Raw genomic sequence first — 5,101 nt, forward strand, 5'->3', positions numbered from 1 at the left:
ACCTGACCGCGCAGCCAAACTCTATTCCCACCCCTGCCCCTACCCAAGCTCCTGCCCTTGCCGAGCAGCGCGACAGTCCGCTGCTGCGCGATGTGCCCGCCGAGGAGGCCGGCGAGCGCATCCTCTATCGCCGCGCCGGGGACGACTTCCTGCTCATCGAGTTCGGCGCCATGGAGCTGGATATCGCCCTGCGCTTCCGGGTCCATGCCTGGATGCTGTGGCTCGGCGAGCATCCGCTGCCGGGGCTACGCGAGCTCACGCCCGGTATTCGCTCGCTGCAGGTGCACTACGAGCCACGCGAGCTGGCCCTCGACGACCTGCTCGCCCACCTCGCCCAGGCCGAGCGCCAGCTGCGCGATGTCGAGACCCTGGAAGTCGAGTCCCGGGTCGTGCACCTGCCGCTCTCCTGGGACGATCCGGCCTGCCATGAGGCCATCGACAAGTACCAGCGCTCGGTGCGCCCCGACGCCCCCTGGTGCCCCAGCAACCTGGACTTCATTCGCCGCATCAACGGCCTTGAGCACGAGCGCGAGGTGCGCGACATCGTCTTCGATGCCCGCTATCTGGTAATGGGTCTGGGCGACGTCTATCTGGGCGCGCCGGTGGCCACCCCGCTGGATCCGCGCCAGCGCCTGGTCACCACCAAGTACAACCCGGCACGCACCTGGACCGCCGAGAACTCGGTGGGCATCGGTGGCGCCTACCTCTGCGTCTACGGCATGGAGGGGCCCGGCGGCTACCAGTTCGTCGGCCGCACACTGCAGATGTGGAACCGTTATCGGGTCACCGAGCACTTCGCGCAGCCCTGGCTGCTGCGTTTCTTCGACCAGTTGCGCTTCTTCGAGGTGAGCCACGAGGAACTCGCCCAGATCCGGCGCGATTTCCCCCATGGCCGCTACCCGCTCGAGGTGGAGACGACGCGCTTCAGGCTCGCCGACTACCAGGCCGAGCTGGAGCGCCAGGCGGGGGCTATCGCCCGCTTCCGTGAGCGGCGCGAGGCTGCCTTCCAGGCGGAGATGGCCGAGTGGCGGGCCAACGGCCAGTTCACCTTCGAGGACCAGGCACCGCAGGCGGCCGATGCCGCCGAACTCGACGACCATGAGCTTGGCGTCGACAGCCCGGTGACCGGCAGCCTCTGGAAGCTGCTGGTCGCCGAGGGCGACTCGGTGGCCGCTGGCCAGGCCGTGGCCCTGGTGGAGTCGATGAAGATGGAAGTCGAGATCACCGCCGCCGAGGCGGGGCGCGTGACGCGCCTGCCCTTGAGGGAGGGAGCCTCGGTAGCCCCGGGCCAGCCGATCGTGATTCTGGAACCCGCAGAGGAGAAGACGGCATGACCGCCACACTTACCATTGCCAGCCTGCATGCCGCCTATCGCCGAGGCGAACTGACCCCCCGCGCACTGGTCGAGCAGCTGCTCGGCGACGCCGATGCACGCGGCCATGACCCCGCCTGGATCACCCGCCTCGACCGCGATCAGCTGGAGCCCTATCTGGCGCGTCTCGAGGGGGAATCCCCCGACAGCCTGCCGCTTTTCGGCATCCCCTTCGCCATCAAGGACAACATCGATCTGGCCGGGGTACCGACCACTGCCGGCTGCCCGGCCTTCTCCTATACCCCAGAGGAGAGCGCCTTCGTGGTCCAGCGGCTGATCGACGCCGGCGCTCTGCCGCTCGGCAAGACCAACCTCGATCAGTTCGCCACCGGTCTAGTCGGCGAGCGCGCCCCGGAAGTCTATGGCGTACCGGCGAACGCCTTCGACGCCGCTTACATCCCCGGCGGCTCCAGCAGCGGCTCGGCGGTGGTCACCGCCGCCGGCCAGGCGAGCTTCGCCCTGGGCACCGACACCGCCGGCTCCGGCCGGGTGCCGGCCTGCTTCCACAACCTGTTCGGCGTCAAGCCGAGCCTGGGGCTGCTCAGCACCCGCGGCGTGGTGCCGGCCTGTGCCACCCTGGACACCATCAGCCTGTTCACCCTCACTGCCGATGACGCCACAGCGGTGCTCGAGATCGCCGCGGCCTTCGATCCCGACTGCGCCTGGTCGCGGCAGCATGACTTCGCGATCCACGGCAAGGCCTATGGCCAGGCCCCGGCGCGCTTCCGCTTCGGGGTGCCATATGAGGGACAGTGGCAGACCGATGCGGCCTACGGCGCCAGCATGCGCGCGGCGATTGCCGAGTTGGAGGCGCTGGGGGGCGAAAAGATCGAACTCGACTGCAGTCCGCTGCTGGCCGCGGCTCGCCTGCTCTACGAGGGGCCCTGGGTGGCGGAACGCTACCACGCCATCCGCGCACTGCTCGAGGGCGACCCCGAGGCGGTACACCCGGTCACCCGCGAGATTACCCAGGGCGGTGCCACGCCGCTGGCCGTGGACGCCTTCGACGCCCGTTATCAGCTGGCCGAGTACAAGCGTCAGGCGGATACGCTGATCTCGCCGGTCGATGTGATGCTCTGCCCCACCACCGTGACCCACCCTACCAAGACCGAGGTGGCCACCGACCCCATCGGCATCAACTCGCGGCTGGGCACCTGGACCAACTTCATGAACCTGCTCGACTACAGCGCGCTGGCGGTGCCGATCGGCTTTGCCGACAGCGGCCTGCCCGTGGGGGTGACGCTGTTCGGCAAGGCCTTCGAGGATCTAGCCTTGCTGAGCCTAGGCCGTGCCCTTGAGGAGCGGCGCGACCTGCCTCTGGGCGCCACCGGCCTGGCGCGGCCGCCACTGCCGCCGCTCTCTCCGGCACGCGACGGCGCCCTGGAGCTGGTGGTGTGTGGCGCTCACCTGGACGGGCTGCCGCTCAATCACCAGCTCACCGAGCGCGGCGGCGTGCTGGTCGAGGCCACGAAAAGCGCCCCGCGCTACCGCCTCTACGCCCTGGCCGGCGGCCCGCCGGCGCGACCGGCCATGGTGCGCGACGACGCCTCGGGGGCGGCCATCGAGGTAGAGGTATGGCGACTGCCCATGGCGACCCTGGGCAGCTTCCTGGCCGGCATACCGGCACCGCTGGGCCTGGGGCAAGTGGAGCTGGCCGATGGCCGGTGGACGACCGGCTTCATCTGCGCCGCCGGCGCCCTGCATGAGGAAGGTCCGGCCCGGGACGTCACCGAGTACGGTGGCTGGCGGGCCTGGCTCGAGGGCAGCAAGACGCACCTGTAGGAGCCCAATTCATTGGTGGTCCGACATTTCGGCGATGGAGGCCGCAGGCCTCCCCGGCGGCAGCCATCGGCTCTGGGCAACACCGCCGGGCGCCTGCGGCGCCAATCGCCCGACAAGTCGGGCTTCTACAGGACGCCGGTCAGGCGAGGGTGGCAGCGGTCACGTTGGCGGCCGGCTCGGCGGTGCAGACATGACGGTTGATGGCGCTCATCACCGCCTTCATGGAGGCGCTGGTGATGCTCTCGTCGGTGCCGACGCCGAACACCGCCTTGCCGTCGATGCGCACCTCCACGTAGGCGATCGCCTCGGCGTCGGCGCCCTGGCCGCGTGAGTGCTCGTGGTAGTCGATGATCTCCACGTCATGACCGGCCGCCCCCAGCGCCCTGATATAGGCCGCCAGCGGGCCGTTGCCCTGGCCCTGGATGGTGCGCCGCTCGCCGTGCTCCTCGATGGTCGCCTCCAGGGTCACCCTCGGGCTCTCCGCCTCGGAGGAGAGCCGATGGTTGACCAGCGCATAGGGCGAGGTCTGCGCCAGGTACTCGTCGGCGAAGGCCTGGTAGATCATCTGCGAGGTGATCTCCTTGCCCGTGCGGTCGGCCACCTCCTGCACCACCTGGCTGAACTCGATGGAGAGCCGGCGCGGCAGCTCGATGCCGTGCTCCTGCTCGAGCAGGTAGGAGACCCCGCCCTTGCCGGACTGGCTGTTGACCCGGATCACCGCCTCGTAGCTGCGGCCCACGTCCAGCGGGTCGATGGGCAGGTAGGGCACCTCCCAGACGGCATCCGGGTTGGCGCGGCGCTCGGTCATGCCCTTCTTGATGGCGTCCTGGTGGGAGCCGGAGAAGGCGGTGAACACCAGGTCGCCCACGTAGGGGTGGCGCGGGTGCACCGGCAGCTGGTTGCAGTACTCCACCTCGCGCATGATCGGCGTGATGTTGGAGAAGTCGAGGCCCGGGTGCACGCCCTGGGTGTAGAGGTTCATGGCCAGGGTGACGAGATCGACGTTGCCGGTGCGCTCGCCGTTGCCGAACAGGGTGCCCTCGACGCGGTCGGCGCCCGCCATCAGGGTCAGCTCGGCGGCGGCCACCCCGGTGCCGCGATCGTTGTGGGGGTGCACGCTGACGATCAGGGCGTCGCGGTTCTTGACGTTGCGGCAGAACCACTCCACCTGGTCGGCGTAGTTGTTGGGCGTGGCCGCCTCCACGGTGGCCGGCAGGTTGACGATCATCGGCTTCTCGGCGGTGGCGCCGTAGGCCGCCATCACCGCCTCGACCACCTCCTTGGCGAACGCCATCTCCGTGGTGGTGAAGAGCTCCGGGGAGTACTGGAAGGTCCAGTGGGTCTCCGGCGCCTCGCTCATGCGCTGCTTGATGCGCGCGGTGGCGTCCACGGCGATGCCGATGCACTCCTCCTGGCTGACGTTGAACACCACGCGGCGGAACACCGGATCGGTGGCGTTGTAGACGTGGACGATGGCGTTCTTCGCCCCCTTGAGGGACTCGAAGGTGCGATCGATCAGATGGTCGCGGGCCTGGGTCAGCACCTGGATGGTGACGTCATCGGGAATGCGGTTGTTCTCGATCAGCGAGCGCACGAAGTCGAAGTCGGTCTGGGAGGCCGAGGGGAAGCCCACCTCGATCTCCTTGAAGCCGATCTTGACCAGCAGATCGAAGAAGCGCTGCTTGCGCGCCTGGTCCATGGGATCGATCAGCGACTGGTTGCCGTCGCGCAGGTCGACGCTGGCCCAGATCGGCGGCGTCTCGATGCGCCGGTTCGGCCACTGGCGGTCGGGCAGGTCCACGGCGACGAAGGGGCGGTACTTGGTGGCGGGGTTGTCGAGCATCATGGCGGCGTTCTCCCTGGGCGGCGGTGCGGCGGTGTCAGTGGGCAAGACGGAAACGACGACGCCCCGACGGGCCGGGGCCGGTCGGGGCGTCGTCGCGAAGC

Annotated in this window: 3 protein-coding genes; 2 read left to right on the forward strand and 1 reads right to left on the reverse strand. The window is 69.2% G+C overall.

The genetic code is table 11. From position 1 onward, the window contains the following. Together J5F18_RS15550 and atzF are read left to right on the forward strand one after the other, a co-directional pair. Positions 1 to 1,334 (forward strand): carboxyltransferase domain-containing protein (locus J5F18_RS15550; protein WP_346299471.1); only part of this gene is annotated, 1,334 nt, incomplete at its 5' end. Next, entirely contained in the window at positions 1,331 to 3,154 is a 1,824-nt protein-coding gene (atzF, locus tag J5F18_RS15555) for an allophanate hydrolase (protein WP_346299472.1), read from the forward strand. The genes J5F18_RS15550 and atzF, both read left to right, overlap by 4 nt. Positions 3,155 to 3,293: 139 nt before the next feature. On the opposite strand, the gene leuA is transcribed toward atzF, so the two are convergent. Continuing rightward, a complete protein-coding gene (leuA, locus tag J5F18_RS15560; RefSeq protein WP_346302254.1) occupies positions 3,294 to 5,000 on the reverse strand; it encodes a 2-isopropylmalate synthase in 1,707 nt (568 codons plus the stop codon). Positions 5,001 to 5,101 lie beyond the last annotated feature (101 nt).

This window comes from Halomonas sp. BM-2019 (assembly GCF_017584085.1).